Annotated in this window: 29 protein-coding genes; 13 read left to right on the top strand and 16 right to left on the bottom strand. The window is 62.5% G+C overall.

Going from position 1 to position 26,106, the window contains the following annotated elements:
* Positions 1 to 74: 74 nt before the first annotated feature.
* Complete coding sequence (locus NKI15_RS19780; RefSeq protein WP_352513924.1) at positions 75 to 797, top strand: DUF5343 domain-containing protein; 723 nt, start codon at positions 75 to 77, stop codon at positions 795 to 797.
* Positions 794 to 1,375, top strand: a complete 582-nt coding sequence (locus tag NKI15_RS19775; protein WP_352513925.1) for a Swt1 family HEPN domain-containing protein — start codon at positions 794 to 796, stop codon at positions 1,373 to 1,375. The genes NKI15_RS19780 and NKI15_RS19775 overlap by 4 nt, the downstream gene beginning before the upstream one ends.
* A gap of 36 nt (positions 1,376 to 1,411) precedes the next feature.
* Here NKI15_RS19775 and NKI15_RS19770 read toward each other — a convergent pair whose 3' ends face one another.
* From NKI15_RS19770 to NKI15_RS19760, 3 genes are all read right to left on the bottom strand, one after another.
* A complete protein-coding gene (locus tag NKI15_RS19770) occupies positions 1,412 to 1,804 on the bottom strand; it encodes a Rid family hydrolase (protein WP_352513926.1) in 393 nt (130 codons plus the stop codon).
* Between the two features lie 274 nt (positions 1,805 to 2,078).
* Entirely contained in the window at positions 2,079 to 2,543 is a 465-nt protein-coding gene (locus NKI15_RS19765) for a cupin domain-containing protein (RefSeq protein ID WP_023672418.1), read from the bottom strand.
* A 301-nt stretch (positions 2,544 to 2,844) separates the two neighbouring features.
* Positions 2,845 to 3,396, bottom strand: a complete 552-nt coding sequence (locus tag NKI15_RS19760) for a DUF4142 domain-containing protein (RefSeq protein WP_023672417.1) — start codon at positions 3,394 to 3,396, stop codon at positions 2,845 to 2,847.
* A gap of 321 nt (positions 3,397 to 3,717) precedes the next feature.
* Here NKI15_RS19760 and NKI15_RS19755 point away from each other — a divergent pair, with 321 nt between their 5' ends.
* Entirely contained in the window at positions 3,718 to 4,056 is a 339-nt protein-coding gene (locus NKI15_RS19755; RefSeq protein WP_023697061.1) for a hypothetical protein, read from the top strand.
* Positions 4,057 to 4,343: 287 nt separating this feature from the next.
* Here the strand turns inward: NKI15_RS19755 and NKI15_RS19750 are convergent, their stop codons facing one another.
* Positions 4,344 to 4,832: a GNAT family N-acetyltransferase gene (locus NKI15_RS19750; protein ID WP_023740207.1), complete on the bottom strand. Its 489-nt coding sequence runs from the start codon at positions 4,830 to 4,832 to the stop codon at positions 4,344 to 4,346.
* Between the two features lie 5 nt (positions 4,833 to 4,837).
* Positions 4,838 to 5,767, bottom strand: coding sequence for a lytic transglycosylase domain-containing protein (locus NKI15_RS19745; RefSeq protein WP_023749108.1), 930 nt, complete (start codon positions 5,765 to 5,767; stop codon positions 4,838 to 4,840).
* Between the two features lie 176 nt (positions 5,768 to 5,943).
* On the opposite strand from NKI15_RS19745, the gene NKI15_RS19740 reads away from it, so the two are divergent.
* Positions 5,944 to 6,525 carry a methylated-DNA--[protein]-cysteine S-methyltransferase gene (locus NKI15_RS19740; protein ID WP_352513927.1) on the top strand — a complete coding sequence of 194 codons (582 nt, stop codon included), beginning with the start codon at positions 5,944 to 5,946 and terminating at the stop codon, positions 6,523 to 6,525.
* A 163-nt stretch (positions 6,526 to 6,688) separates the two neighbouring features.
* On the opposite strand, the gene NKI15_RS19735 is transcribed toward NKI15_RS19740, so the two are convergent.
* The gene (locus tag NKI15_RS19735) at positions 6,689 to 7,015 is read right to left on the bottom strand and encodes a hypothetical protein (protein ID WP_352514044.1); all 327 of its coding nucleotides are present in this window, start codon (positions 7,013 to 7,015) and stop codon (positions 6,689 to 6,691) included.
* Positions 7,016 to 7,313: 298 nt separating this feature from the next.
* Between NKI15_RS19735 and NKI15_RS19730 the strand changes: the two genes are divergently transcribed.
* A complete protein-coding gene (locus tag NKI15_RS19730; RefSeq protein ID WP_015316174.1) occupies positions 7,314 to 7,526 on the top strand; it encodes a cold-shock protein in 213 nt (70 codons plus the stop codon).
* A gap of 530 nt (positions 7,527 to 8,056) precedes the next feature.
* On the opposite strand, the gene NKI15_RS19725 is transcribed toward NKI15_RS19730, so the two are convergent.
* Together NKI15_RS19725 and NKI15_RS19720 are read right to left on the bottom strand one after the other, a co-directional pair.
* Complete coding sequence (locus tag NKI15_RS19725; protein WP_352513928.1) at positions 8,057 to 8,917, bottom strand: EAL domain-containing protein; 861 nt, start codon at positions 8,915 to 8,917, stop codon at positions 8,057 to 8,059.
* A complete protein-coding gene (locus NKI15_RS19720) occupies positions 8,914 to 9,813 on the bottom strand; it encodes an EAL domain-containing protein (RefSeq protein WP_023728195.1) in 900 nt (299 codons plus the stop codon). Before NKI15_RS19720 ends, NKI15_RS19725 begins: the two co-directional genes overlap by 4 nt.
* A gap of 275 nt (positions 9,814 to 10,088) precedes the next feature.
* Between NKI15_RS19720 and NKI15_RS19715 the strand changes: the two genes are divergently transcribed.
* Entirely contained in the window at positions 10,089 to 11,291 is a 1,203-nt protein-coding gene (locus NKI15_RS19715; protein WP_352886640.1) for a pyridoxal phosphate-dependent aminotransferase, read from the top strand.
* Between the two features lie 59 nt (positions 11,292 to 11,350).
* Here NKI15_RS19715 and NKI15_RS19710 read toward each other — a convergent pair whose 3' ends face one another.
* Together NKI15_RS19710 and NKI15_RS19705 are read right to left on the bottom strand one after the other, a co-directional pair.
* The gene (locus tag NKI15_RS19710) at positions 11,351 to 11,746 is read right to left on the bottom strand and encodes a (R)-mandelonitrile lyase (protein ID WP_023683764.1); all 396 of its coding nucleotides are present in this window, start codon (positions 11,744 to 11,746) and stop codon (positions 11,351 to 11,353) included.
* 48 nt (positions 11,747 to 11,794) lie between these two features.
* Entirely contained in the window at positions 11,795 to 12,346 is a 552-nt protein-coding gene (locus NKI15_RS19705; protein WP_027049933.1) for a methyltransferase family protein, read from the bottom strand.
* A gap of 148 nt (positions 12,347 to 12,494) precedes the next feature.
* Here NKI15_RS19705 and NKI15_RS19700 point away from each other — a divergent pair, with 148 nt between their 5' ends.
* The 3 genes from NKI15_RS19700 to NKI15_RS19690 all read left to right on the top strand — a co-directional run bounded on the left by NKI15_RS19700 (position 12,495) and on the right by NKI15_RS19690 (position 16,877).
* On the top strand, positions 12,495 to 13,355 hold the full coding sequence (locus NKI15_RS19700) for an alpha/beta fold hydrolase (protein ID WP_027049932.1): 861 nt from the start codon (positions 12,495 to 12,497) through the stop codon (positions 13,353 to 13,355).
* Between the two features lie 247 nt (positions 13,356 to 13,602).
* Positions 13,603 to 15,654: an elongation factor G gene (locus NKI15_RS19695; protein ID WP_352513929.1), complete on the top strand. Its 2,052-nt coding sequence runs from the start codon at positions 13,603 to 13,605 to the stop codon at positions 15,652 to 15,654.
* Between the two features lie 725 nt (positions 15,655 to 16,379).
* Positions 16,380 to 16,877 (top strand): methyltransferase family protein, encoded by a 498-nt coding sequence (locus NKI15_RS19690; RefSeq protein ID WP_352513930.1) that lies wholly within the window; start codon positions 16,380 to 16,382, stop codon positions 16,875 to 16,877.
* Positions 16,878 to 16,899: 22 nt separating this feature from the next.
* On the opposite strand, the gene NKI15_RS19685 is transcribed toward NKI15_RS19690, so the two are convergent.
* Positions 16,900 to 17,796 carry a LysR family transcriptional regulator gene (locus NKI15_RS19685; RefSeq protein ID WP_023671970.1) on the bottom strand — a complete coding sequence of 299 codons (897 nt, stop codon included), beginning with the start codon at positions 17,794 to 17,796 and terminating at the stop codon, positions 16,900 to 16,902.
* 80 nt (positions 17,797 to 17,876) lie between these two features.
* Entirely contained in the window at positions 17,877 to 18,851 is a 975-nt protein-coding gene (trxB, locus tag NKI15_RS19680) for a thioredoxin-disulfide reductase (protein WP_023705868.1), read from the bottom strand.
* Positions 18,852 to 19,107: 256 nt separating this feature from the next.
* Between trxB and NKI15_RS19675 the strand changes: the two genes are divergently transcribed.
* Positions 19,108 to 19,587: an Lrp/AsnC family transcriptional regulator gene (locus NKI15_RS19675; protein WP_023705869.1), complete on the top strand. Its 480-nt coding sequence runs from the start codon at positions 19,108 to 19,110 to the stop codon at positions 19,585 to 19,587.
* 5 nt (positions 19,588 to 19,592) lie between these two features.
* On the opposite strand, the gene NKI15_RS19670 is transcribed toward NKI15_RS19675, so the two are convergent.
* The 4 genes from NKI15_RS19670 to NKI15_RS19655 form a co-directional block, all read right to left on the bottom strand.
* Positions 19,593 to 20,240 (bottom strand): D-glycero-alpha-D-manno-heptose-1,7-bisphosphate 7-phosphatase, encoded by a 648-nt coding sequence (locus NKI15_RS19670; protein ID WP_023741096.1) that lies wholly within the window; start codon positions 20,238 to 20,240, stop codon positions 19,593 to 19,595.
* A complete protein-coding gene (locus NKI15_RS19665; protein WP_023741095.1) occupies positions 20,233 to 20,805 on the bottom strand; it encodes a D-sedoheptulose-7-phosphate isomerase in 573 nt (190 codons plus the stop codon). Before NKI15_RS19665 ends, NKI15_RS19670 begins: the two co-directional genes overlap by 8 nt.
* Positions 20,806 to 20,812: 7 nt before the next feature.
* Positions 20,813 to 22,303 (bottom strand): D-glycero-beta-D-manno-heptose-7-phosphate kinase, encoded by a 1,491-nt coding sequence (gene rfaE1, locus NKI15_RS19660; RefSeq protein WP_023741094.1) that lies wholly within the window; start codon positions 22,301 to 22,303, stop codon positions 20,813 to 20,815.
* A gap of 124 nt (positions 22,304 to 22,427) precedes the next feature.
* A complete protein-coding gene (locus NKI15_RS19655; RefSeq protein ID WP_023671977.1) occupies positions 22,428 to 23,060 on the bottom strand; it encodes a LysE family translocator in 633 nt (210 codons plus the stop codon).
* A 132-nt stretch (positions 23,061 to 23,192) separates the two neighbouring features.
* Between NKI15_RS19655 and rfaD the strand changes: the two genes are divergently transcribed.
* The 3 genes from rfaD to waaC are packed head-to-tail and all read left to right on the top strand — an operon-like array spanning position 23,193 to position 26,094.
* A complete protein-coding gene (gene rfaD / locus NKI15_RS19650; RefSeq protein ID WP_023683756.1) occupies positions 23,193 to 24,143 on the top strand; it encodes an ADP-glyceromanno-heptose 6-epimerase in 951 nt (316 codons plus the stop codon).
* Entirely contained in the window at positions 24,116 to 25,123 is a 1,008-nt protein-coding gene (waaF, locus tag NKI15_RS19645) for a lipopolysaccharide heptosyltransferase II (protein WP_023683755.1), read from the top strand. The genes rfaD and waaF overlap by 28 nt, the downstream gene beginning before the upstream one ends.
* A complete protein-coding gene (gene waaC / locus NKI15_RS19640; RefSeq protein WP_352513931.1) occupies positions 25,120 to 26,094 on the top strand; it encodes a lipopolysaccharide heptosyltransferase I in 975 nt (324 codons plus the stop codon). Before waaF ends, waaC begins: the two co-directional genes overlap by 4 nt.
* The last annotated feature ends 12 nt before the right edge of the window (positions 26,095 to 26,106 follow it).

Raw genomic sequence — 26,106 nt, 5'->3', positions numbered from 1 at the left:
TGTAACCACGGTTGCCTGCAATTGATAAGCATCGATTTATCTGCCAATCTTATCTCAAATAAATGGGGTGGAAAATGGCAACGAAGATTGAGGCTGATCAAAACAATGACAACTCTGACGCCCCAGATCAGCCCGATGGCGAGAAGCAAACAAAACCGCAGCGGAAAATACCCGGAAATCTACCTTACTTAACTTCTAGCGGTACCTTAAAGAAAGCACTTGATCGCTTAATTGAAGCGCAGCGGCCAGAGAGGTTCAGCGTCGATTTTCTTGAAAATGTGCTTAAGCTCTCGGGTGGATCAGCCAGGGCCACAATTCCAGTACTAAAGAAAATGAACTTCCTCAGTGGCGACGGCACGCCGACTGAAATATACACAAAATTTAGAACTGACAGCGGTCGAGGTGCGGCAGCTTTGCAAGGCCTGCGAAGCGCCTTTCAAGAAATTTTTCGGCGGAGCGAATACGCACATTCGGCCGAGGAATCGAAACTCAAAGACATAATTGTTGAAATAACCGGTCTAAAGCCGAGCGATCCTGTTGCGATGGCCATCCGCAGCACATTTAATGTTATCAAATCCTACATCCCCGCAAACCTAGACCTGAACTCTCCGAACGCAGAGACCCACGAATTGGCGGACTCCGTGGAAAACAACCTACCCGTACGGCCCGAAGTACGCAGCGGGTCATCGCGGGAAATTGGGTTACTATACAACATAAATATTGTATTACCGGAAACGTCCGATTTGAACGTTTTGAACGCGATATTTAAGAGCATCAAAGAAAATTTAATGAAATGACCACTTCGGATAAAATTGAGCTATTTATACTTAAATGCGCCTCTCTAAAAATGGCGGTCGACGGCATCTCTCCGAGCGAAACAGTTGGTAGAAAAATTGAAAAAGAACCAGAGATTTTCGCGTCAATAAACCAATTCTCCAGTGACGTACGCGAGAATGCGGACCTCATGTCTCAGTATTATCGACTATTTTATATGCTTGAGAATGACATTAGAAAATTGATTGATGAAACCTTAACTGAGTCTTATGGCGTTGATTGGTGGGATCAATACTCCCCTGGTAGCGCAAAGGAAGAATGCAAATTTAATCAACAAAGAGAGCAAGAAGCCGCCGTCACAAGCCGATCCGAAAATGAACTTGATTACGTTTCGTTCGGTCAACTCGGTGAGATAATCCGCTCGAATTGGGTTCTATTTGGCGGGATTCTTAGCAATCAGAAAGCTCTTGGCCGAGTAATGTTTTCATTGAATATGCTTCGAGGGCCTATCGCTCACTGCGGCTTGCTTGCCGAAGACGAAATTGATCGCCTGAAATTGACGGTGAAAGATTGGTTTAGGCTCCTAGAAGGGCCAAAGTGACCTCTACCTAAAACGGAGGGCATGGGGTCCAGCCCTTCACGCCACCGCCACACACTCGATCTCGATATCGAACTCCATCGGCCATGACGCCACCGGCACGAAACTCCGCGCCGGAGGGTTCACGCTGAAATACCTGGAATAGACCCGGTTAATGGCGTTGTAGAAACCGGAATTGACGGCGTAGATGCGCACCATCACCACGTTTTCCAGCGAGGTGCCGGCCGCTTCCAGGCAGTGCTTCAACGCCTTCAGCGACGCCTCGGTCTGCACCTCGATGTCGCCGCGCACCATCTCGCCGGTCACCATGTCCACCGGCGGCGTCGCCGATATGAACACGAAGCCATTGGCCCTCACCGCCGTCGAGCACGGCAGCCCGAGCGCCCGCACCTTGGCCGACATGACGGGCACTTCGATGACTTCTTTTTTCATGGTGATCTTCCCCTTGTTTGCCAAGCTGGCGCCAAGGCCCCCTCACCCAGCCTCCGCTTCGCTCGGCTGACCGTTCCGGGGCGAGCCACGTGTCTCGCCCGTCCTTCAGACCCCCGAGGGGAGAGGAGACTGCGAGCGCCAGCGCTTCCCTCTTCTCCCCAGCGGGGAGAAGGTGGCCGCGAAGCGGTCGGATGAGGGGGCCGGCGCCACCTTTAATCGTGAGGAACTTATCCTGTCGCCCAGCGAACACCAGCGCCGAAGCATGGTCCAGCGCTCACCCCTGCCCCGGATAGGGCATGCCGTCCTTGTGCAGAAACCTGCCGTCCGAACTCGGGCTCATCATGTCGATGTCGGAGCAAGTGATGAGATCATCCGGATTGCGCGACCCGACCTCGAGATAGCGCGCCGTTGTGGACGAGCGGTTGATCATGTGGTGGCCGTTGCCGCTGTTCTTGGCGAAGGTCGCGCAATCGCCGGCCTTGAGCAGCGTCTCGCCGCCATCCTCGACCAGCACCAGTTCGCCTTCCAGCACATAGACAAGCTCGTCCTCATGGCTGTGCCAGTGGCGCTGGCTGGACCAGCCGCCTGATGGCAATGTCATCAGGTTGACGCCGAAATCGGTGAGGCCGCCGGCATCGCCGAGGCGGTGGCGTGTGCGCTCGGCGCAAGGGGCGTCGAAGGGTGCGGGGTAGCCGGAGCCCTTGCGGACAGGCACGGTGGACAGGTCGATCTTGGGCATGGGAGCTCCATTGAATTGGTGGCGGCAATGTATGTCACTGCCGGCGCAGCCACAGAGCCACTTTGCCGCAATGCCTTGCCAACGGCAGGCATCGGCCGTCGCACTCTACGGCGCCCCCTCTGTCCTGCCGGACATCTCCCCCCACAAGGAGGGAGATTGGCTGTCGCCTCAGCCTTCGCCAATTTTCACCGTCGCTAGAAAAGCACGGCGCCGACGCTGCTGATCTCCCCACTCGTGGGGGACATCTCCGGCAAGACAGAGGGGGCGCCGTAGAATGCTATTGCTGGCCAGTCACCAACCCTCAACCCTGATGCGCGGCCGCGAGTTCCTTGACGTGCTTCTCGTGCATCTGCAGCGTCGGCAGCGTCTTCTTGGCGAATTCCTTCATCGCCGGGTCGTCGCCCGAGTTGGCATAGCTGCTGAAAAGGGCTACGGCCTCCTTGTGCGCGTCCGTCTGCATCTGGATGTACTTGGCGTCAAAATCCTTGCCGCTTGCGCTCTTCAACTCGTCGAGCATTGCCTGCTCCTTCGGCTGCAGGGCCGGCCCCGCGGCTTTGGTCGAACCGGTGGTCTGGCCCTGGCTCAGCGCCGCCTTGAACTCCTTGCCGGCTTTGGTGTGGTCCTTGACCATCTGCTTGGCGAATTTCCTGACGTCAGCCGCCTTGGATTTCTCCTCGGCGAGCTTGCTCGACTGGATTTCGAATTCGTTGGAGCTAGGCACCGTCTTGACGAAGGTTGGGGTATCGACCTTGCTGGCGGCCATGGCAGGCGCGACCGCAGTCGAGTTGGCCGCAAAGGCGGCAGGGGCACCGGCGAACAAGGCGACGGCGGCAATGGTGAGAAGCGTTTTCATCTGAGGTCTCCGATTTGAAAATTTCCCTCGGCTAATCAAACGCGGCATTGGCGGCAGGGTTGCGTCCGGAGAACTATTCGTCAGCGACCATCTGCCGAAGAGCCGTCCCGAGCCCCTGGCGGACAAACCTCAGGACAGCACGCCTCGCCATATTGCAGCTGTTCGTTCCAGTTCGGCCGACCCTCAGGCGTGAAATCCATAAGGTTCCACAGGATCTCGCAGATGCCGATGGCGCGCTGATCCTAATGGACGGCGCTGCATTGGGAGCCGGTTGCACTTGTATTGCGTCTGCAGGTTAGATTTCCGGAGCTGGGGAGACACATGCAAGAGGATGAAGAGATCGATCTGCGCTGCCCGCAAGTGGTGGCCGACAATGCCGCCAAGGGGTTGAGGCTGCGAAGAGAATTCGGCCGGGGCGGCACCGAGATCGGCGTGGCGCGGGCGACGGAACTCAAGAACCGCGAAAAGCTGGCGCCATCCACTATCCGCCGCATGGTCAGCTACTTCGCCCGCCACGAGGTCGACAAGCGCGGCAAGAATTACGGCAATGAAGACAATCCATCGGCCGGCCATATCGCCTGGCTGCTGTGGGGCGGCGACGAGGGCCGCGCCTGGGCGCTTGAGCTCAAAAAGAAGATCGGCAATGCGCCCGATATCTGAGGGCTGCCGTAAAACGACTGGCGGGCCCCAAACCCCCGCCTGGGACCCGCCAAGGAGTGGCTGAACACATGCCGGTGCAGCCCCTCCACATCTGCCAGTCGTCGATCCGCCATCGGTCGAAAGGCATGGATGGTGAGGTAGCATCCGGTTGCGGCGGCCTATGTGAAGCAGTTCACAATCCGAAGGATTTCAACAGCGCTCGAGCAATTCCAGGAAAAGTGGGAACCGGTTTTCCTGGGAAAAGCGCGTAGCGTTTTCCCCAGGGAATTGCGGCAAGAAAAAAGCCCTTACCCTTCCCAGGCGACAGGCACCATTCCCAGCCGCTCGTAGAGCCCGAGCGCGGCGGCGTTCTCGACCGTGTTGGTCTTGAGGTCGACATGGGCCGCGCCTCGATCGCGAAAGGCGTTGAAAGCCTGCCACATCAGCGCTTCGCCAATGCCTTTGCCGCGCGCTTCGGGATGGACCGCGAGGTCCTTGACGAAGGCCCTGGTCCAGCACAGCGCTGCGGCCGCCAGCCGTCCCTTGGCGTCGATGACCAGGAAACACAGCGCCGGGTCGAATTCGGCATCGCTGGATATGCGCGGCCACCATTCGTCGAACGGGCCGTCGGTGCCGTCGTCGAACACCTCGGTCAAAAGCGCATGCAAGGGCTGCGCGTCACCATGTTCGAAGCAGCGCATGGTAAAGCCGGCCGGCCAGTGCGGTGCAACGAGCGTCTCGTCGAGGATTTTGCGCAGCCGGATGTCGTTTGGAGCCGGCGGGCGCGGTTCAGGCATCGCGCTCAGGCGTCGGGCTGCAGCCGGCGGCGCTTGCGGTCGACACCGAGGCCGGTGGCCTCGAGCAGGCCTTTGCGCTTGGCGTCGAAATAATAGCCGGTCTGGTAGAGCCAATCGGCCTTCTTGGCGTTGCCACCCGCCACCAGCCAGGCGCCACGCAGATATTTGACCGCGTATTTCAGATTGGTTTCGGCGTCGAACAAGCCCTTGGCCGGCCCGTCATAGCCCATGCCGCGCGCCGTCGCGTGCTTGATCTGCATCAGCCCCCAATGGCCGTTATTGTAAGCCTTGGGATTGTAGGTGCTTTCGCGGTTGACGACGTGGCGCACCAGATCGACCGGCACCTCGTAGAGAGCAGCGTATTTCTGGATCAGCCGGTCGACGTCGCCGCGCATGCCGGTCGCATGCTCTTCTTCCGGGAGACCGAGGGGCGCGGCGGGGAACTGGCCCAGGGAAGCAGGGTTCTGCGGCACGACATAGGCTACCTGCTGCACGCCGGGCATGGCGTTCTGGCCGCCCTTGGCGGTCGCCGGCATGACAAGGCTGGCGGTCGTATATTGCGCCGCGACCGGCTGTCCGGCCTTGGCGGGCGCAGGCGCCTGCCAGGCGTTGGCGGCCATCACCGCAGGCAGGGCCGGGGCCGTGGGCGTCGCGCCGGCAAAGGCCGCGGTCGCGGCAGCCGGCTGCGGGGCGGCATCGAGCGCTGGCGTCGCCGGCGTCGCTTCGGCCGACTGAACGGGTGTTATGCCCGAGGATTGCGGCAGCACCGAAACCGTATCGGGCAGCGGCACGGTGAAGCCGGCATCGCTGCCGGCGGTGGTCGCGGTTTCGGTCAGCGCAGGCGTGGCCTTCATCTGCGAGGTCGATTGGCAGCCGCTGAGGGCAGCTGCGCCGACGATCACAGAGATCGCGAAAAGGTTGAATTTTGCTGGCAAGCCGCGCGGGTCCGATTTGTCGTTGTTAAGAAGTCCTTACACCAGCGATTCCTGGTGGGCAATCGGGACCATCTGGTGGTTTTCGGGTGGCGAGAGCCGGGATCAGATGCCATATTGTTCTGCATATGTACCGGTTGGCATCCCGGTTTTCGCCGCTTTGCGGAAAGGAGCGCATCATGGAAACGGCATCTTCGATCACAGCCGGCCACGCAGTGTTAGAAACAGTGATCGGCTTCATCGGCATCGCCTGGAGCGATAAGGGCCTGATCCGGCTCTGCCTGCCCGAAAGGAGCCGCGAAGCGGTGGAACGCCGGCTGATGCGGCATGCCGGTGTTGCCGCCAATACCACTGCGAACATTGGGCAGCCGCAATGGGTGGTCGAGCTCATCGCCTCGATCAAGGCCTATGCCTCAGGCGAGGACGTCGATTTCTCCGGTGTGCCGGTCGATCTCGACGGCGTCGACGACTTCCGTCTCGCCATCTACGACGCGGCGCGAAAACTGTATTACGGCGAAACCACCACCTATGGCGAACTGGCCAAGCGCGCCGGCCAAGCCGGCCTGCCGCGCGAAACCGGGGCAGCGCTGGGCGCCAACCCGGTGCCGCTGGTCATCCCCTGCCATCGGATTCTAGCCGCGGGCGGCAAGATCGGCGGCTTCTCGGCGCCCGGCGGCTCGGCCACCAAGGAAAAGATGCTGGCCATGGAAGGCGTGCGCGTCGGCCCGCCGCCGGCGGCGCAGGTCTCGTTCGGGTTCTAAGAGCTTGAATGGTATGCCGGCTGGGTATGTTGAGATTCAGGTCAGGCCGCACCGAGAACTATGGTCTTCGAGAACCGGAGCGGAGCGTACTTAATGTACGTGGGCACCGGAAGCGCAGAAGACCATCGTTCGCAGGCCGGCCTCACCTGAATATCAATATGCCCTAATGACGGCGCAGGAAGCGGCGGTGAAAATGGTCGTTCTCGATCCGCTTGCAGAGATAGACCGGGCAGGATTCGGTGTCGGCGCTCGGCACATAGGCGCGCTTCCTGACCTCGCCGACATTGCAGAATTGCTGGCTCTGCACATAGCGGTCGAAGAGCGGCAGCCCCGGCACGCGCCTGGACTGATAGCGCAGGATGACCGCGCCCTGGCGGGCGATCGTGCCTTGCACCCTGTCGCAGCTCATACGAGTGGGGTCGTAGCGCGAGTTCGCCTGCGCCTCGGCGGCCGCCAGCGTCAGGCAGGCGGCAAGCAGAATGGTTTTCACAACCGTTTTCATGACAGTCTCCCAAAACCGGACTAACGCCGTCGGGCGTCCCGGTCTTCCCGATTGCTCGACGCTTTCATGCGATTGGGGCGGCCTTTGGGCGGCGCCACCGCAACGCCATTTTTCGAGCCATCTTGTTTTTGGTGCGAAACCCGCCTATATCAGCTCCATTGATATTTCGGCCGATCGATCCGGGCCTCGCGATCTTCGCGTTTGCTGACGTCTATCTCCAAAATCTCGATACAAACCGGCTGAACCTCGGTTCGGTCAAACCAAAGCAAATGCGAGGACTATTCATATGGCAACTGGTACGGTCAAGTGGTTCAATGCCACCAAGGGCTTCGGCTTCATTCAGCCTGATTCGGGCGGTGCGGACGTTTTCGTTCACATCTCCGCTGTCGAGCGCGCTGGACTGTCGACCCTGGTCGAAGGCCAGAAAATCAACTTCGAGATCGAGCAGGACCGCCGCACAGGCAAGTCGTCCGCTGGTTCTCTGAGCAAGGCAGCCTGATTTTGCGATAGCGCGCGCCGGACGAGAGTTCGGGGCGCGCGGCAAGTCACGGATGTACTGACGGTCGCGCGAGAAGCGCGCTGGAGCGGAAAGACCCGACAAGCTGGATCAGCAGATAGCTGCCGGCCCGGACTTAAAGCTCCGATCAGGCTACCGAAAATGGGAAGGCGGGATTTATCCCGCCTTTTTGTTTGTCTGGAATTGGACGATGGCCATGCTAGTTTCGCCCCATGACCAAGCTCGAACAGATTGAAAGATCCATCGCAGCCCTGAACACCAAAGAACTAAAGGCCTTACCAAATGGTTCGCAGCGTATCGGGCAGAGGTGTGGGATATGCAGATCGAGGCGGACGCCAAGGCTGGCCGGCTGGATAAGTTTGCCGAGCAGGCTTTGGCTGAACTTCACGCGGGCCGACTTCGCCCTCTTTGAATGCGCGCTACGGCCGAAGGCCGCAAGCCCAACCGGGCATCGCGCCCGTTGGCGTCCCGTCCGGAACGAGCCGCGAAGCGGCGGCAAGCGCGAATACAAATCAGCGCCGCAGATGCAGCGGCACCACCTTGTTGTCGGCGCCAAGCAGCGCCTCGATCGACAGCGGCTCCCGGTTGAAGATCGTGCCGGCCAGCGCCGGGCGGCCGAGATGGAACCCCTGTAGCAGGTCGACGCCGCCATCCAGCGCGACGCGCAGATGCACGGATTGCTCGATGCCTTCGACCAGCACCTTGGCGCCGCGATCGTGCAGCGACGAGACGAGCGGCCGGAAGAAGCGCTCGGCGGCAGCGTGGCGGCAGAATTCGGCGAACCAGCCGCCGTCGATCTTCACAATCTCCGGCTGGAGCAGGTTCATCCGCTCCGCGGTCGAGTGGCCGGTGCCGAAATCGTCGATGGCGATGCGGATGCCGTGGCGCCGCATCTCGCGCACCAGCGGGGCCAGCACATTGTCGTCGGCCGCCTGTTCGGTGATCTCGCAGACCAGCATGGCGGCATGCAGGTCGAGATCGCCGAGATGCCGCGTCATCAGCCGGATCTCGGCCAGCGCCCGCCCCAGATGATCGTTGATCATCGGGTTGTAATTGAAGAACAGGCCGAGCCCGTCGACGCCGATGTTGCGGAAGTTTTTCAGATGCAGCATCCGGCACATCGTCTCGACAAACAGGCGGTCGCCCGGCGCAACACTGTCGAAGAACATGGCCGGTGCAACCGGCATGGAGGCGCGCTGCGGTTCGATCAGCGCCTCGACGGCAACCGCGGCCAACGCGCCACCGCGTGGCGCAAAGATCGGCTGGTAGGCGCTCTTCAGCCGGAACGCGCCGTAGACGCCGTATTCGATGCCGACCTCGTCGGCAAAGATCGCTTCGCCGATATCGCGACGCCTATCGCGTTGCCCGGTCATGGCCCGGTCCTGCGCCCGAACACCCTGCCCGGCCGCGCCGGAGGCGCTGCAGTCGGGCCGGCAGGCGTCTTGCCAGGCTCGGCCGCCGCGACAGATGGCTGCCCATCCTTGCCGAAAGCGCGAAAGCTGGTCGGCGCCAGTTCCGGCTTCGCCAGCACGAAGCCCTGCACCATCGATGCGCCGGATTTCTCGGCCAATTCAAGCTGCCAGCCTTCCTCGATGCCTTCGAACACCGTGCGGATGCCCTGTAGTTCGAAGTTCGTCACCATGGCAGTCAGCAGGGCAAAGCCGGCGCCGGATTCCATGAGCTGCGTGATCCAGTGCGCATCGAATTTGACGATGTCGGGCTTGAGCTCCTTGATGCGGTTGATGTCGGATTCATCGGCGCCGTAATCGTCGACGGCAATGCGAAAGCCATTGGCCCGCAGCGCCTCGACAAAGCTGTAGAGCGTTTCCTGCGACGCCGACTTCTGCTCGGTCACCTCGCACACGATGCGGCGCGGATCGATCCCGGCTTCGTGCAGCACCAGCCGCATGTCGCGCAGCGCGTTATCGGCGATGGAGCGCTCGGTAAACACCGACGGATCGAAATTGACGAAGATCGAAGCCTCTTGCGGCAGGCAGGCGCCGGCATTGAGCAAATGCAGCGTGCGCGTCAGCGCCTCGATATGCAGGCGGTCGCCGGCCGGACAGGTGCGGAAGAAGTTCATCGGCGATTGCGGCTCGCCGTCACGAAACGGCCGGATCAGCCCCTCGAACGCTGCGATCGAGAGCTTGCCGTCCTTGAAGGCGAAGATCGGCTGAAAGGCGCTCTGCAGCGTGTAGGGACCCCAGACACCTGAAGCGGTGCCGTCATCGTGACGGATGATGTGGGCAAGCCCGGTGCTGCGCGACAAGGGTCCCTCGCTCCGCGAGACAGGCGAAATGGCTGGCGATCCTGCCGTCAAAGGTTTTAGCGGCCGTTGATGAATTTAGTCTTGCCGGGGATAAGCCGTCGATTGCAGAGCCCGCAACGCAGAGTGAAACCCTCATGCACGCGCTCCGAAAAGCCGATCTCCACGGGTCCTTGACCCTGGCTCATCCGACAATGCTTGCACTTGCCGGGTCGATGCGACATGAGAAGCGCCGCAGCTGTTTGCGGTTGCGCCGACCCCTCTGGAGATATCTGGTCATGGCCTTTCTTGCCGACGCCCTTGCCCGCGTAAAGCCTTCCGCCACCATCGCGGTGACGCAGAAAGCCCGCGAGCTGAAAAATGCCGGCCGCGACATTATCGGCCTCGGCGCCGGCGAACCGGATTTCGACACGCCCGACAACATCAAGAATGCGGCGATCGAGGCGATCCGCCGCGGCGAGACCAAGTACCCGCCGGTTTCGGGCATCGCGCCGCTGCGCGAGGCGATCGCGAAAAAATTCAAGCGCGAGAACAATCTCGACTACAAGCCCGAGCAGACCATTGTCGGCACCGGCGGCAAGCAGATCCTGTTCAACGCCTTCATGGCGACGCTGAACCCAGGCGACGAGGTCATCATCCCCCGCCCCTATTGGGTCAGCTATCCCGAAATGGTGGCGATCTGCGGCGGCACCTCGGTGTTCGCCGATACTTCGATCGACAATGGTTTCAAGCTGACTCCCGCCGTGCTGGAAAAGGCGATCACGCCGAAGACCAAATGGCTGTTGATGAACTCGCCGTCGAACCCGTCCGGCGCCGCATACACGGAAGCCGAGCTGCGCGCGCTGGCCGACGTGCTCTTGAAGCATCCGCATGTCTGGACACTGACCGACGACATGTACGAACACCTGACCTATGGCGACTTCGTCTTCAGGACGATCGTCGAGGTCGAGCCGAAACTCTACGAGCGCACGCTGACCATGAACGGCGTCTCGAAAGCCTACGCCATGACCGGCTGGCGCATCGGCTATGCCGCGGGTCCCGTCCAGCTGATCAAGGCGATGGACATGATCCAGGGCCAGCAGACCTCGGGCGCCTGCACCATCGCGCAATGGGCCTCTGTCGAGGCGCTCAACGGCCCGCAGGATTTCGTCGCCAGGAACAAGGCGATCTTTCAGGGCCGTCGCGACCTCGTCGTGTCGATGCTCAACCAGGCGCGCGGCATAACCTGCCCGTCGCCGGAAGGCGCCTTCTATGTCTACCCGTCCTGCGCCCAGCTGATTGGCAAGAAGACCAAAGCCGGCAAGATAATCGACACCGACGAGACTTTCTGCTCCGAATTGCTCGAAGGCGAGGGTGTCGCAGTGGTGTTCGGCTCGGCCTTCGGCCTCGGCCCCAACTTCCGCATCTCCTACGCCACGTCGGAGACGCTGCTGGAGGAAGCCTGCGCCCGCATCCAGCGGTTCACGGCATCGCTGACCTGAACTGGCGGCACCGAGACGTGAAACCCGGCTTCGAGCCGGGTTTTTGTCAGGAGCAGACCTCAGCCGCCATACTGCTCGCTGGTGACCGCTTCCATCCAATCTGCGTGGACGCCGTCCAGCGCTTCCTGCATGGCGACGTGGGTCATTGTCGTCTTTGGACCCGCGCCGTGCCAGTGCTTCTCGCCCGGCTCGAACGAGATCACGTCGCCCGCCTTGATCTCCTGGATCGGCCCGCCCCATGTCTGCGCAAGGCCGGCGCCCGACGTGACATAGAGCGTTTGGCCGAGCGGATGCGTGTGCCAGTGGGTACGCGCGCCAGGCTCGAAGCTGACCAGCGTGGCCCGCAGCCGCGCCGGCGCTTCCTTCTCGATGATGGGCGTCTGCAGCACGCGGCCGGTGAAATACTTCTCCGGTGCGATGATGGTCGGCACGCTGCCGCAGGCAATGATCTTCATCTCTGGTGACCCCTGAGTTCAGTAGAACCTACCCTGCCCCGGTGCTCGCTACCACCCCAGCCGAGGCCAGAACAGGCCGGCATGTACGCGATAGTCCGCGTAGGCTCCGGCCAGCGGCGTGCGCGAAAATTTCTTCTCTTCGTCCAGCGCCGCAAACACATAGAGGATAGCGATTCCGGCGACCGGCACCACCGCCCAGATCGACCAGGTCGCGATCCCCCACCCGATCCAGAAGACGATGTAGGACGTATAGAAGGGGTGGCGGACATGGCCGTAGGGGCCGTCGGTCAGCAGGCTGTGCGGATCGTCGGGTGCGAAGGCGAAGCGCAATCGCGCCTTGCGCGACGTGACAATCGCCCACCAGAACAGGGCAGAGCTCGCCAGTTCGACGGCAAGTCCGGTGAGCTTTGCCGAACCCGGCTGCGATTGGATCCAAAGGATGGCGAGAAAGAACAGCGCCGTGGCGATGACCGCCGCCGAAATCACCATGGCGCCTGGAGACATCGCCTGCGATTGGAAATGCGCCCGCATCGACCAGACATACTGGCCAAGCGTCGCGATGCTGCAGATCGAGACAAGAAGATCGAGGACTGGTTCCATTGTCGGGATTCCGCGGGTGGTTGCCATGGAGCCGAAGGTTCGTGCCGGCTATCTCTTTAGAAATCGTTTCTTAACCACATGTTTAAAGAACATATAGAGCCAGCGATGCGATGTTGGCGGTCAGGCAAATCTCAAGGTCTAATCCAGCATGAGCATCACTCACCGCAGCATCCGCACGCCGCAGGCCGACTTGCGCCTCAGCCAGTCGTCTGGGTCCGGCATGCCCATCGTCATGATCCATGGCTCGGGCAGTTCGCGCGCCGTGTTTGCCCGTCAGTTCGACAGCCCGCTTGCCGATGCCCATCGGCTGATCGCCTTCGACCTTCCCGGCCATGGCGAGTCCTCCGATGCCCGCGACCCGGCGACCGCCTATACGATTACCGGCCTTGCCCAGACCTCAGCCCGGCTTCTCGACGCTTTGGGCATCGGCCACGCGATCATCTTCGGCTGGTCGCTCGGTGGCCATGTGGCGGTCGAACTTGCCAGCTTCCACCATGCGGTGAACGGCCTGGTGCTGACCGGAGCGCCGCCGGTGTCGAGGGGGCCGTTCGGCATGCTGCGCGGCTTTCACGCAAACTGGGACATGCTGCTGGCCTCCAAGAAGGTCTACTCCGAACGCGACATCGAGCGCTTCGAGGCGCTTTGCTTCGGCGATACCGCCAGTCCGTCTTTCCGCGAAGCCATAAGGCGCACCGACGGCAGGCTTCGCGCCGGCGTGGCGCGCAGCATGTTTGCCGGCAAGGGCGCCGACCAGAAACAGGTGGTCGAGCACGCCCCGTTCCCGGTTGCGGTGATCAATGGAGAGCATGATCCGCTGGTGCGGCTGAGTTACTTCGAGACGGTGGCCTATGGCTCGCTGTGGGAACAATGCCATGTCATATCAGGCGCCGGCCATGCACCGTTCTGGGAACGCCCAGACCTGTTCAACCCGTTGCTGTCGCGCTACGCCGAGATGGTGGTGAAGCAGAGTGCAGCCGCCACGCCCACGCGCCGCACCCAGGCAAGCTGAAATCGCCGGACGGTTCTGATCCCGGGGTCTTGCCTCGGCCGCCTGACGGCGCACCGGATTCCTATTTTCCTTGCCCTGCCGGCTAACCCGTGGGACGATGGGCTTGGGCAGGTGGCTAAGAGAAACAACCCCGCCCCGCGACGGTCGAACAGGCCGGCCGCCGCTCACGACAGGGTGCGATCGGCGCAAAACCGTTTCCACTTTTGCTGATCGCACTCCAAGGGCCAAGCCTGAGTGGAGGTCAGCCATGGGTACTCGCGCCGGAGGACGACGCACGGGACCGAAATGCATTGCCATAGTCGGTCCCTTTGCAAGCGGTAAGACGACACTTCTCGAAGCCATCCTCGCCCGTACGGGCGCCATCCCCCGCCAAAATCCCGTTTCATCGGGAAGCACCGTTTCCGATCATTCGCCCGAGGCGCGGGCGCACGCCATGAGCGTCGAGGCGACCTTTGCCACCACCGAATTCATGGGCGAGCAGATCACCTTCGTCGACTGTCCCGGATCGATCGAATTCTCCTTCGAGGCCGAGCCGGTGCTGGCAGCCTGCGATCTCGCGGTGGTCGTCGCCGAGGCCGACGAGAAGAAGATCCCAGCCTTGCAGCTCATCATGCGCAAGCTCGACGATCTCGGCGTGCCGCGCATCCTGTTCCTCAACAAGGTCGACAAGGCAATCGCCGGCGTACGCGATACGCTGAAGATGCTGCAGCCGGCGAGCGCGGCGCCGCTGTTGCTGCGCCAGATTCCGCTGCGCAAGGACAATGTGGTGATCGGTTCGATCGACCTGGCGCTGGAGCGCGCCTACATCTACCGCGAATATGCCGAAAGCCAGGTTGCCGAAATTCCAACTGATGACAAGGCGCGCGAACTGGAGGCTCGCTTCTCCATGCTGGAGACGCTTGCCGACCATGACGACCAGTTGATGGAGCAGTTGCTGGAGGAGATCGAGCCGCCGAAAGACGCGGTCTTCGACGATCTGTCCGCCGACCTGCGCGCCGGCGCCATAACGCCGGTGCTGATCGGCACCGCCGAAAAAGGCAACGGCGTGCTGCGCCTTTTGAAGGCGATCCGCCATGACGCACCGGATGTCGAGGCGACGCGCAAACGGCTCGGCGTCCCCGACGGCAATCACACCGTGGTCCAGGTGATGAAGACCATCCACACCGCGCATGGCGGCAAGCTGTCCGTGTCGCGCGTACTCTCCGGCCAGATCGCCGATGCAGCCGAACTCTATTTGTCGAATGGCGAGACGGCGAAGGTCTCCGGCATCTACAAGATGCTCGGCAAGGACCAATCCAAGCTCACCGCTGCCAAGGCCGGCGACACGGTGGCGTTGGGCAAGCTGGACGAGGTCAAGACCGGCCAGACGTTGAGCTCCACGAAGGGCGGTATCAAGCCGCTGGTCACGCTGACGCCGCCGCAGCCGGTCTTTGCCTTTGCCCTGCGGCCGAAGGAGCGCAAGGACGAGGTCAAAATGTCGGCGGCCATCCAGCGCCTGGCCGAGGAAGATCCCTCGCTCACCTTGCGCCACAATCAGGACTCGGCCGAGACCGTGCTGTCCGGCCATGGCGAGATGCATCTGCGGGTCGTGCGCGAGCGGCTGGAAGGCAAGAATCAGATTCCGGTCGAAGGCCATGCGCCTGCCGTCCCCTATCGCGAGACGATCCGAAAGACGGTGCAGCAGCGCGGCCGCCACAAGAAGCAGTCCGGCGGCCATGGCCAGTTCGGCGATGTGGTGATCGAGATCAAGCCGCTGCCGCGCGGCTCCGGCTTTCAGTTCTCGGACACCATCACCGGCGGCGTCGTGCCCAAGACCTACATCCAGTCGGTCGAAACCGGCGTGCGCGATTATCTGAAATCCGGCCCGCTCGGCTTCCCTGTGGTCGATGTCGCTGTCAACCTCTCCGACGGCTCCTACCACGCCGTCGATTCCTCCGACATGGCTTTCCAGATGGCGGCCAAGCTGGCCATGAAGGAAGGCATGGCGGCCTGCTCGCCGGTGCTGCTCGAGCCGGTCATGAAGGTCGAGATCGTCACGCCGTCCGAAGCCACTTCGAAGATCATCGCGCTGATCCCGCAACGGCGCGGGCAGATCCTTGGCTACGACGCGCGGCCTGACTGGCCGGGATGGGATGTCGTGGAGGCGACCATGCCGCAGGCCGAGATCGGCGACCTGATCATCGAACTGCGCTCGGCGACCTCCGGCGTCGCCAGCTATCGTTGCGCCTTCGATCACATGGCCGAGCTGACCGGACGGTTGGCCGACGAGGCGATGAACGCCAACGGCAAGGCTGCCTGACAGGCCGAAGGATGATCCGCACAAAAAACGGCGCCCGGATGACCCGGACGCCGCTCTTATTGCGGACCGTCTTCTTGGGAGGAAAACGGCAGGTCCGCCGCACGTATCCGCCGCGCCATACGGCACTTACAGACGAATAGGTTCGGACGCGGTAGCCGCCTGAGCCCGGATCTTCCGAGTGATGCCCCCATCTCCCGGTCGAACCACACCGCGTCCTATGATCTGCTTAAACGATGAATCGCGCCTGCGGCATGTTACCTGAGGTTACATGTCACTGTTACGCGGCGATTTTGCTCGATTTTTCGCTGGCTACGGCAGGCCCGGAAACAAAAAAGCCGGATCAATGAAGATCCGGCTGAGTTTGATTGGAAGTGCCTGTTAAGGCTAACCTCCAGAGGGGAACACTCGAGGGCGCTAATGGGAGGAGAACGCGCCCAGGAGATGATCTATATATGTGCTGTTCATGCCCAAGAAACAAGCATCTATTTTGCAACACACGCATGCAAAAAGGTACAGGCTGTGGTCTAACCCATGTCTAGGGGCCATAGGACCACGAAAAGTTGCCAAATGAATGGCGCGACCGTGCTGTTGCCTTCGCAGAACCGCAAGTCGGGCTGATTCTCGCGCTCGCGGGCAAAAAGCCGAATGACGTTGAATCGGGCAGCAGGCGTTTATTTTTGCGGCAGCGGGATGGGAAGGGTCGGCCGGAAGAAGGGAGACCTGACATGCGGACACCCCAGGCGATCGCCGGCAGCGCGGTCTTCTTCATCGCCGCACCTTGTGTCGTGGCCGGGCTGGTGCCCTGGCTGCTGACGGACCGCTACCGTCTGCCGCGGTCGACGGTGCCCGGCTTCTTGCCGGCTGGCTCCCTCCTGATCGTCGCGGCCATCGCCCTGCTCGTCCATTCCTTTGCCCGCTTCGCGCTCGAAGGCCTGGGCACGCCGGCGCCTGTAGCACCCACCGAGAGACTGGTGATCGGCGGCGTCTACCGCCATGTCCGCAACCCGATGTACGTCGCCGTGCTGTCGATCATCCTCGGCCAGGCGTTGCTGTTTTCAAGCTGGAGCGTCGCTGCCTATGCCGCCATCGGCGCGATCGTCATGGGCTCTTTCGTCAGGTTCTATGAGGAGCCGACTCTCGCCCGCCGCTACGGCGGCGAATACGAGACCTACCGCCGCAATGTTCCCGGCTGGCTGCCACGGCTGACGCCGTGGCGGGGGTGACCAGCACCTCCCAAGGCCATGTTTAAAATGACCAGCTGCGCGCTTTGGCGATGATGAAGTCGCGGAAGACGTGCAGCTTGGCCTGGTTCTTCATTGCATCGGGATAGGCGAAATAGGTGTCGAAGGACGGCACCTCGGTCTCCGGCAAAAGCTGCACCAGATCCGATTCCTTGGAGATCACGTAGTCGGGCAGCATGGCGATGCCGGCGCCGCCCTGCACGGCGCGCTTGATCGACAAGATGTCGTTGATCTGCAGCGTCGGCACCCTTTGCCCACCGTCGAAATCGCCGATCGTTTCCAGCCAGTTCAGCTCCGACAGATGCGACGGCACCGGCACACCGAAAGTGACGATGCGATGGTTCTTCAGATCGGCGACCGAGGTCGGCTTGCCGTGCTTGCCGACATAGGACGGCGAGGCATAGAGGTGGAAATGCACAGTGAACAGGCGGCGCTGGATCAGGTCCGGCTGCTGCGGCTGGCGCAGACGGATCGCGCAATCCGCCTGGCGCATGGTGAGGTCGAGTTCCTCATTGGCGAGGATCAACTGCAGGCTGATTTCGGGATAGAGCTCGATGAACTCCTGCACCCGTTCGGTCAGCCAACCGGCGCCAAGCCCGACTGTCGTCGTCACCCTGAGCACGCCTGAGGGACGGTCCTTTGCCTCGGTCAGCTTCGACTTGATGGTCTCCAGCTTCATCAGCACGTCATGCGCCGTGCGGAACAGCATTTCGCCCTGCTCGGTCAGCACCAGGCCGCGGGCATGGCGATTGAACAGCGGCACCCCGACGTCATGCTCGAGCGCGCTGACCTGGCGTGAAATCGCCGATTGCGACAGGTGCAAAGTCTCGGCGGCATGGGTAAACGACCCAGCCTCCGCCGCTGCGTGAAACACGCGAAGCTTGTCCCAGTCCAACGCCATTGAATTCCCCTCGTTCTGTTCTTGGCGTCTGAATGAAAAATCAGGCTTTTGAACGGCTTGCGACGCCGTCTTGATAGATTTTATTCCGCCGCTTCGCGGTGCACCTCGATGCCGGCCAGGTATTTTTCCGCCTCGAGCGCGGCCATGCAGCCGAGCCCGGCGGCGGTCACCGCCTGACGGTAGATATCGTCGGTCACGTCACCGGCGGCGAACACGCCGGGAACGTCCGTGCGGGTCGAATTCGGCGCCGTCCACAGATAGCCGTTCGGCTTCTGCTTCAGCTTGCCGACAAACAATTCCACCGCCGGCGCATGGCCGATCGCCACGAAGACGCCGTCCACCTGGAGGTGGGTGACCTCACCGGTCACCGCATTTCTGAGCTTCAGCCCTTCGACCGAAGGCGGCAGCGGCGTCTTGCCGGGCCGGCCGGTGATCTCGTCGACGATCGTGTCCCAGATGACTCGGACATTGTCCTTTTTCAACAGCCGCTCACGCAGGATGCGCTCGGCGCGGAAATCGTTGCGCCGGTGGATGACGGTCACGCTCTTCGCCAGATTGGAGAGATAGAGCGCCTCCTCCACCGCCGAATTGCCGCCGCCGATGACAGCGACATCCTTGCCGCGATAGAAAAAACCATCGCAGGTGGCGCAGGCCGACACGCCGAAGCCCATGAAGGTCTGTTCGGTGGGGATGCCCAGCCATTTCGCCTGCGCGCCGGTGGCAATGATCAGCGCGTCGGCCGTGTAGGTGGTGCCGGAATCGCCCGTGGCGCGGAACGGCCGCACATTGAGGTCAACCTCGGTGATGATGTCGTTGATGATATCGGTGCCGACATGCTCGGCCTGCTTCAGCATCTGCTCCATCAGCCACGGGCCCTGGATCGGATCGGCGAAGCCCGGATAGTTTTCGACATCGGTGGTGATCATCAGCTGCCCGCCCTGCTGCAAGCCTGCTACGAGCATCGGCTTGAGCATGGCGCGCGCGGCGTATACTGCGGCGGTATAGCCGGCCGGGCCGGAACCGATGATAAGGACAGGCGCGTGCTTGGTGGTCATCTAAAGCCTCTGCGGGGCAGACAATCGAGTGTGCCTTGGAAAACGACGTGAAATGTTGCTGGTAATGTAAGGGTTGCCAACCACACCAGCAAGACGATCAGGCAGTCGTCCCCGGAAAGCTTCGGCCTACAGGCATATTCGCGCAATGGCCGCTTTCGTTACGGTTGCGAAATCGCCCGACCAAAGGGCTGGCATCGACACAAAAGTCGTTTAAGGACGAGAGCGCGAAAGATTCTTGCGCTAAGCCGAGACCGCCATGCCCCTGAAAGCCGACCTCGACGCCATCGACTGGAAGATTCTGCGCGAGCTTCAGGCCGACGGGCGCATGACCAATGTCGAACTGTCGAGCCGTGTCGGCATTTCCGCCCCGCCCTGCCTGCGCCGTGTCCGGCGGCTGGAGGAAAGCGGCATCATCAGAGGCTATCGCGCCTTGCTCAACGCGCCGGCGCTCGGCATGGATGTCGTCGCCTTCTGCCTGATCGGCCTGCATCACCAGGCCGACGCGGAACTCAAAACCTTCGCCGAGCGCACTCGCGGCTGGCCGATCGTGCGCGACGCCTGGATGGTCTCGGGCGAATCCGACTTCCTGCTGCATTGCGTGGCGAGTGATCTCGGCACCTTCCAGACCTTCGTCATCGAAGAACTGGCTTCGGCGCCGAATGTCGACACGGTGCGCACCGCGCTGACCATCCGCCGCGTCAAGGACGAAGGGCTGGTGGCGTTCAGCGCCCCATGATCGTCCTAGATTCGGGCGAGCGACTCGATAGCCCCCAAAAGCCATACCAGATCATCGGGGTTGCGCAGCGGCAGAACCTCGAAGCCCGGCTCATTACTTCCCTCGCCATCCACCAGCCAGCCGCGCGGCAGGCCGGCACGTTGTCCGGCCTGCATATCCGCGGGATTGTCGCCGACGATCAGCGAGCGTTTGAGATCGAGGCCGAGGCGCTGCCGGGCCTGTAGCAGCATGCCCGGATTGGGCTTGCGCATTGGATGGTCGGCGACCGCCAGTGGCCCGCTGCCCGCCTCGTGGTAGGCGCAGGCCAGAACCATGTCGACGAAGGCATCGCCGGCGGCAAGCAGCTTGAGAACCCGGCCGTTGACCGCGGCAAATTCCTTCCAGCCGAAATAGCCGCGCGCGATGCCGGACTGGTTGGTGACGATGACCACCGGGATGTTGCCCCGGTTGGCCGCCGCGATGACCGGCACGATGCCGTCGCGCAGCACCATTTTGGCGGGATCGTCGGGATAACCCGTATCGACATTGATGGTGCCGTCGCGGTCGAGGAACAGCGCCGGCGCGTTGGCTGGAAACACCCGCGAACCCACCCGCTCAACCCACAGGCCGGGCTCAGCCAGCGGGTATGGACCGTAGGCCCCGGTGTCAGCCATTCGACAGACGGTCTTCCACCACCTCGCAGAGATAGTGGTAGAGGCAGAGATGTCCCTGCTGGATGATCGGCGTCGAGGTCGAGGGCACGTTGAGCAGTATGTCGGTGAGCGGCTTGAGTTTGCCACCGCTGTCGCCGGTGAGGCTGACCACCGTCATGCCCATCATCCGAGCCTGTTCGGCGGCAGCCAGAATGCTCGGCGAATTGCCGCTGGTCGAGATGGCAAGCAGCACGCCGCCGGGCGCGCCATGCGCCTCGACCTGGCGCGAAAACACCGTGTCGAAGCCGTAGTCGTTGCCCCAGGCGGTCAGCATCCCGGCGTTGGCCGGCAGCGCAATGACATTGTAGGCCTTGCGCTCCCTAAGAAAGCGGCCGACCAGTTCGGTGGCGATATGGATGGCGTCGCTGGCCGAGCCGCCATTGCCGCAGACCAGCAGCGCCTTGCCCGACGAGAGCGCCGATACCACAGCGCTCACGGCGCGTTCCATCTCGCTGGTCAGGTCGCGCTCAACCGTGGCGGTGATGGCGGCCGCCGAGCGGACAAGGTAATCGTTCAGTCCCGACATGAATTCCTCAGTTTGTAGTACCGGCGCGCAATTTGCCGATCGTGCCGGTGGTGCTCTTGCCGGCGACAAGGTCGACCAGGACGACGCGCCCGCCCGCCTTCTGCACCACATCGGCGCCGACAACGGTTTCGACCGTGTAGTCGGCGCCCTTGACCAGAATGTCGGGCAGAAGCGCCTCGATCAGCGCCAGCGGCGTATCCTCTTCGAACACCACGACCGCATCGACCGAGGCCAGGGCGGCGAGCACGCAGGCACGATCATGCTGATCGTTGACCGGGCGCCCGGCGCCTTTCAGCCGACGCACCGAGGCATCGCTGTTGAGGCCGAGCACCAGCCGGTCGCACTGGCTGCGCGCCGCGTGGAGAAGACTGACATGGCCGGCATGCAATATATCGAAGCAGCCATTGGTGAAGCCGACGCTCAGGCCCTCGTCCTTCCAAGCCGCCACCATGCGCGCGGCCGATGCGGCATCGAGGATGGCGTCCTTGTGGGCGGTGGGGCCGTGCGAGCGGAACAGCGCGCCGGTGAGTTCCTCCACGGTCAGCCGCGCGGTGCCGCGTTTGCCCACCACCACACCGCCGGCGGCATTGGCGATGGAGGCGGCCATGATGCGATCGGCGCCCGCGGCCAGAGCCAGCGCGAAGCTCGCGATGACCGTATCGCCGGCGCCCGAAACGTCGAACACTTCGCGCGCCTGGGTGGCGATGTGGCGCGCCTCATCCGCGCCGACGACGCTCATGCCCTTTTCGCTGCGGGTGGCGACGACGAAGTCGAAGCCATGTGCCGAAATCAGCTGGCGTGCCGCCGCGACGATCTCGTCGTCGGCGAAAACCGGGCGACCGACAGCTTCGCCAAGCTCCTTGCGGTTGGGCGTGATGGCGGTCGCGCCGGCATAGCGCGCATAGTCGCGGCCCTTGGGATCGACCAGCACCGGTTTTCCCGCCTCGCGGCAGATGGCGATCAGGTCGGCAGCGACGCCGTCGAGCAAGATGCCCTTGCCATAGTCGGACAGAATGACGATGTCGGCGCGCGTGAGTGCGGCGCGAAAATGCCGGACCAGGTCCGCCCGTTCCTTGTCGTCGAGCGGCTTGATCTCTTCCTCATCGAAGCGCAGCACCTGCTGATTGAGCGCGCTGAAGCGGCTCTTCGACGACGTCTTGCGGCCGCGCTCCTGCCCCATATCAGCCGTGTCGGCGCCGAGTTCGCCAAGCATCCGCACCAGATTGTCGCCGGCCACATCGGTGCCGATCACCGATATGGGAATAGCGCTGGCACCCAGCGAGACGATGTTGGCGACAACGTTGCCTGCGCCGCCCATCGTCGAGGTCTCACCGCGCCCGTGCAGCACCGGGATCGGCGCTTCCGGCGAGATGCGCTCGATGACGCCGTTGACGAAACGGTCGAGGATGAAGTCGCCGACCACCAGCACGGCAACGTCGCCAAAGCGGGCAATGGCGCGGTGCAAAGGTTCGGGCGAAGGCGGATTGTGCTTGATCATGTCACTGGCAATGCGAGGGAAAGGCCGACCTCAATCACGCTGAAAATTGTCAATTTACGGGCCGGATCGTTCATGGCGAAGCCGATATACCGCAAATCCGCGCAGCGCAACGTCAGGGCGGCCGTCAGCTCTTCTGCAACGCGACGTGGACGCCCAGTCCGACCAGCACCGCCCCGCCCGCCCGCTGCATGATGCGCTGCGCACGGCTGGAGCGCTTCAGCCGGGCGATCACCATGCCTGCCAGCAACACGCAGACAATATCTGCCGAAGAGAACATTAAATTGACGATGGTGCCCAGCACGACGAATTGCAGCCACACCGGGAACCCCGCCGAGGCATCGATGAACTGTGGCAGGAACGCCATGAAGAAGATCGCCGTCTTCGGATTGAGCACTTCGACGGTGATGCTCTCGAAAAATGCCCGGCGCGCCGATTTGCGCTCGATCGCCGGCAGCGCCGTGTCACCGTCCCCGCGCTTGCGGAACAAGGACACGCCAAGCCAGATCAGATAGAGCGCGCCGATGAGCTTGACCGCCATGTAGAGCGGCGGCACCGCATGGAAGAGCACCGACAGCCCGGCGGCAGCCGCAAAGACATGGAAATAACCGCCAAGATGGATGCCAAGTGCCGCCGTCAGCCCCGACCAGCGCCCGCGCGCCATGGTCTGCGCGGCGGCATAGAGCATGGCCGGTCCTGGAATATAGGCAAAGATCGCCGTGGTGGCGAAAAACGCAATGAGCAGTTCGGTCGACGGCATTTTTTGTCCCCTAGTTTGCGGGCCTCGATAAAGCGGGCGCTTCGCAGTCTCACTATGTCGTCGTGGTGCTTCATCGACAGCCCGGCTGCCCTCCCTTATAAGGACCGGAATCGCAAGCAACCAGAGGCCTTCATGATCATCGTCACGGGCGGGGCCGGCATGATCGGCTCCAACATCGTCGCCGCACTCAATGCCGAAGGCCATGATGACATCCTCGTCGTCGACGACCTCACCGACGGCCACAAGATCGCCAACCTGGCCGATTTGCAGATAGCCGACTATCTCGACAAGGACGAATTCTTGGCCACCTTGGAAGCCGGCGACCTAGGCCGAGTGGAGGCCGTCTTCCACCAGGGCGCCTGCTCGACCACCACGGAATGGAACGGCAAGTTCATGATGGACGTGAACTACGCCTTCTCAAAGCGGTTGCTGCATGGCTGTCTTTCGCTGCGCATACCGTTCCTCTATGCCTCCTCGGCTTCCGTCTACGGCGGCGGTTCGGAGTTTCGCGAGGACCCCGCACTTGAGCGGCCGCTCAACGTCTACGCCTATTCGAAGAAACTATTCGACGACTATGTCAGGCGCACCGTGTTCGACACCGATCATTCGCAGGTCGCGGGCCTGCGCTACTTCAACGTCTATGGCCCGCGCGAGGCGCACAAGGGCGCCATGGCCTCGGTCGCCTTCCATCTGTTCAATCAGGTCGGGCGCGGCGAAAACCCAAAGCTGTTCGGCGCCCATGACGGCTTCGGCCCCGGCGAACAAAGCCGCGACTTCATTCACGTCGGCGATGTCGCCGACGTCAATCTGTGGCTGTGGAAGCGCGGCTCGAGCGGCATCTTCAACTGCGGCACCGGCCGCGCCCAGCCGTTCCGCGCCATTGCCGAGACCGTGATCGATACGCTGGGCCAGGGCGAGATCGAGTTCATCGAATTCCCCGATCACCTCAAGGGCAGCTACCAGAGTTTTACCCAGGCTGATATGTCCCGCTTGCGCGCAGCCGGCTATAATGGGCAATTCCGCAGCGTGGAAACCGGCGTCAGAGACTATGTCGAATGGCTGAAAGCCCAACGATCCTCGTGATCGGCCCACGCTGGGTGGGCGATATGGTCATGGCTCAGTGCCTGTTCTCGGCATTGAAGGAGCTCCATCCCAACGCCGCCATCGACGTGCTTGCCCCGGCCTGGGCGGCCCCGCTGGTCAAGCGCATGCCCGAGATTCGCCAGCAGATCGATTTCCCGCTGCAACCCGGCGCGCTTGAATTCATCATTCGCCGCCGCTTCGGCCGCCTGCTGCGCGGCCGCTACGACATGGCCTACGTCCTGCCGGGTAGCTGGAAATCGGCGCTGATCCCGTTCTTTGCCCGCATTCCGCGCCGTTTCGGCAATTTGCGCGAAATGCGCTATGGCCTGCTGACCGACATCTTGCCGCTGCCCGATGCCGTCAAACGGCACACCGCGCAGGCCTATTTTGGCCTCGCCCAAGGCGGACATTTCCGGCCGCCGCGGCTCACCGTCGACGCCGGCAATCAGAAAGAGCTGCTCGCTCGCTTCGCACTTCAGCCGGGAAAATTCGTCGCCATGATGCCCGGCGCCGAATTCGGTCCGGCCAAACGCTGGCCTAGCGAAAGCTATGCCGGCCTCGCCAGAGAGATGATGGCGAAAGGATTCAAGGTCGCGTTGTTCGGCTCGAAGAACGATCGCGACGTCACCGCCGAGATCGCAGCACTCGCGCCCGGTGTCGTCGATCTGGCAGGAAAGACGCGGCTGGAGGACGCCATCGACCTGATCGCCGCGGCCAGGCTGGCGGTGTCCAACGACAGCGGGCTGATGCATGTCGCGGCCGCCGTCGGCACGCCGGTCGTTGCCGTCTACGGTTCGACCTCGCCGGAAAACACGCCGCCGTTGGCTGAACAGCGCGAACTGATCTGGTTGCATCTGTCCTGTTCGCCCTGCCACCGGAAGGTCTGTCCGCTCGGCCACCTCAACTGCCTGAAGACGCTGGACGTTGCCCGAGTGGCAGCGGCGGCGGACAGGTTGCTGGAACTCCCGGCCGCCGCATGAAGGTGTTGATCGTCAAGACCTCCTCGATGGGCGACGTCATCCACACCTTCCCCGCCGTCGAAGATGCACGCCGCAAGCGCCCCGATATCGCCTTCGACTGGTGCGTCGAAGAGGCCTTTGCCGGCATCGTCGCGCTGCATCCGGCGATAGCAAAGATCCATACCGTCGCCATCCGGCGCTGGCGCAAGCATCTGTTCAACGCCGGCACATGGCGGGAGGCGACAAGCTTGCGCCGCGCTCTGCAAGCAGGCGAGTACGACCTCGTCATCGATGCGCAGGGGCTGCTAAAATCGGCCCTGGTGGCGAAACAGGCAGCGGCACCAATCGCAGGTTTCGAACGCGCAAGCGCGCGGGAGCCCTCGGCAACGTTGTTTTACCAGCGCAAATACGCCGTGCCGCGCAACCTGCACGCCATCGAACGCACGCGCCGGCTGTTCGGGCTGGCGCTCGGCTACGAGCCCGATCTTTCGGCGCTCGCATCCGGGATTGTGCCGCCTCCCGGCGGCCTGGCCGGCATTGACGGCAAGACGGCCTTCCTGCTGCACGGCACCAGCCGCGAGGACAAGAAATGGCCCGCCGAAGACTGGATCGAAACGGCTCGCCTGCTGGTTGGTAGCGGAATGACGCCGGTCACCACCTGGTCGAACGAGCGTGAGAAGGCGGTGGCCAAGGCGATCTCGAAAGCTGTGCCGTCAACGATCGTGGTGCCGAGATCGCCGCTGGCAGACATTGCCGCGATCCTTGGCCGCTCGACGCTGGTTATCGGCGCCGACACCGGTCTGACCCACCTCGCCAGCGCCTTCGGCCTGCCGACGGTCGCGGTGTTCCTGGCGACCGAGCCGGGTTTGACCGGCCCGCGCGGGCAATATGCCTCAACGTTGCTGGCCGCATCGGGGGAGCGCCTCGTGCCGGCACAGGTGGTGTCGGAAGCAGAAAAGCTATTAGCCCTTAAGCTCCAAGCTGCGGCATAGGACCTTCCAGAA

The organism is Mesorhizobium sp. M0862, assembly GCF_040319795.1.
GTDB lineage: Bacteria > Pseudomonadota > Alphaproteobacteria > Rhizobiales > Rhizobiaceae > Mesorhizobium.
This window is presented reverse-complemented; position numbering and strand designations above follow the sequence as displayed.

Bases quoted from the DNA above. Each gene is read 5' to 3' on its own strand.
- NKI15_RS19780 (WP_352513924.1), top strand. From the start codon at position 75: ATGGCAACGAAGATTGAGGCTGATCAAAACAATGACAACTCTGACGCC.
- NKI15_RS19775 (WP_352513925.1), top strand. From the start codon at position 794: ATGACCACTTCGGATAAAATTGAGCTATTTATACTTAAATGCGCCTCT.
- NKI15_RS19770 (WP_352513926.1), bottom strand. From the start codon at position 1,804: ATGAAAAAAGAAGTCATCGAAGTGCCCGTCATGTCGGCCAAGGTGCGG.
- NKI15_RS19765 (WP_023672418.1), bottom strand. From the start codon at position 2,543: ATGCCCAAGATCGACCTGTCCACCGTGCCTGTCCGCAAGGGCTCCGGC.
- NKI15_RS19760 (WP_023672417.1), bottom strand. From the start codon at position 3,396: ATGAAAACGCTTCTCACCATTGCCGCCGTCGCCTTGTTCGCCGGTGCC.
- NKI15_RS19755 (WP_023697061.1), top strand. From the start codon at position 3,718: ATGCAAGAGGATGAAGAGATCGATCTGCGCTGCCCGCAAGTGGTGGCC.
- NKI15_RS19750 (WP_023740207.1), bottom strand. From the start codon at position 4,832: ATGCCTGAACCGCGCCCGCCGGCTCCAAACGACATCCGGCTGCGCAAA.
- NKI15_RS19740 (WP_352513927.1), top strand. From the start codon at position 5,944: ATGGAAACGGCATCTTCGATCACAGCCGGCCACGCAGTGTTAGAAACA.
- NKI15_RS19730 (WP_015316174.1), top strand. From the start codon at position 7,314: ATGGCAACTGGTACGGTCAAGTGGTTCAATGCCACCAAGGGCTTCGGC.
- NKI15_RS19725 (WP_352513928.1), bottom strand. From the start codon at position 8,917: ATGACCGGGCAACGCGATAGGCGTCGCGATATCGGCGAAGCGATCTTT.
- NKI15_RS19715 (WP_352886640.1), top strand. From the start codon at position 10,089: ATGGCCTTTCTTGCCGACGCCCTTGCCCGCGTAAAGCCTTCCGCCACC.
- NKI15_RS19710 (WP_023683764.1), bottom strand. From the start codon at position 11,746: ATGAAGATCATTGCCTGCGGCAGCGTGCCGACCATCATCGCACCGGAG.
- NKI15_RS19705 (WP_027049933.1), bottom strand. From the start codon at position 12,346: ATGGAACCAGTCCTCGATCTTCTTGTCTCGATCTGCAGCATCGCGACG.
- NKI15_RS19700 (WP_027049932.1), top strand. From the start codon at position 12,495: ATGAGCATCACTCACCGCAGCATCCGCACGCCGCAGGCCGACTTGCGC.
- NKI15_RS19695 (WP_352513929.1), top strand. From the start codon at position 13,603: ATGGGTACTCGCGCCGGAGGACGACGCACGGGACCGAAATGCATTGCC.
- NKI15_RS19690 (WP_352513930.1), top strand. From the start codon at position 16,380: ATGCGGACACCCCAGGCGATCGCCGGCAGCGCGGTCTTCTTCATCGCC.
- NKI15_RS19685 (WP_023671970.1), bottom strand. From the start codon at position 17,796: ATGGCGTTGGACTGGGACAAGCTTCGCGTGTTTCACGCAGCGGCGGAG.
- trxB (WP_023705868.1), bottom strand. From the start codon at position 18,851: ATGACCACCAAGCACGCGCCTGTCCTTATCATCGGTTCCGGCCCGGCC.
- NKI15_RS19675 (WP_023705869.1), top strand. From the start codon at position 19,108: ATGCCCCTGAAAGCCGACCTCGACGCCATCGACTGGAAGATTCTGCGC.
- NKI15_RS19670 (WP_023741096.1), bottom strand. From the start codon at position 20,240: ATGGCTGACACCGGGGCCTACGGTCCATACCCGCTGGCTGAGCCCGGC.
- NKI15_RS19665 (WP_023741095.1), bottom strand. From the start codon at position 20,805: ATGTCGGGACTGAACGATTACCTTGTCCGCTCGGCGGCCGCCATCACC.
- rfaE1 (WP_023741094.1), bottom strand. From the start codon at position 22,303: ATGATCAAGCACAATCCGCCTTCGCCCGAACCTTTGCACCGCGCCATT.
- NKI15_RS19655 (WP_023671977.1), bottom strand. From the start codon at position 23,060: ATGCCGTCGACCGAACTGCTCATTGCGTTTTTCGCCACCACGGCGATC.
- rfaD (WP_023683756.1), top strand. From the start codon at position 23,193: ATGATCATCGTCACGGGCGGGGCCGGCATGATCGGCTCCAACATCGTC.
- waaF (WP_023683755.1), top strand. From the start codon at position 24,116: ATGGCTGAAAGCCCAACGATCCTCGTGATCGGCCCACGCTGGGTGGGC.
- waaC (WP_352513931.1), top strand. From the start codon at position 25,120: ATGAAGGTGTTGATCGTCAAGACCTCCTCGATGGGCGACGTCATCCAC.